Source organism: Pseudomonas sp. VA159-2 (assembly GCF_024126635.1).
Lineage (GTDB): Bacteria > Pseudomonadota > Gammaproteobacteria > Pseudomonadales > Pseudomonadaceae > Aquipseudomonas > Aquipseudomonas muyukensis.
Window position 1 is genome coordinate 1 of record NZ_JAMYBV010000095.1, and the last position, 311, is coordinate 311.

Annotated in this window: 1 protein-coding gene; it reads left to right on the plus strand. The window is 67.8% G+C overall.

The features are described 5' to 3' along the window. Positions 1 to 63 precede the first annotated feature (63 nt). Positions 64 to 237: a hypothetical protein gene (locus NJG22_RS24495; RefSeq protein ID WP_366518866.1), complete on the plus strand. Its 174-nt coding sequence runs from the start codon at positions 64 to 66 to the stop codon at positions 235 to 237. Positions 238 to 311 lie beyond the last annotated feature (74 nt).

The window sequence follows — 311 nt, forward strand, 5'->3', positions numbered from 1 at the left end:
CAAGGCCGCTCCTACACGGGGATTGCGCTTGGCTGGGCTCAATCCGGTCGCTGCAGGAACGTGGTGTCGACCATCGAGGTCAGCAGTGTCGCCGGCGCCGCGCCGACCCAGACCATCGACCTGGCCGGGGTCGACGTGGCACAGCATTACGGGGTGTCGGCCGGGGCGGGCGGGGTGATCGCGGCGGGGGATGAACCGAGGCGTGCTGATGATCGGGGTGTACGCATTCCCCTGTAGGAGCGGCCTTGTGTCGCGAAAGGGCCGCAAGGCGGCCCCAGGATTTCAGCGTTGATGCAAAGATCGCAGGGGCC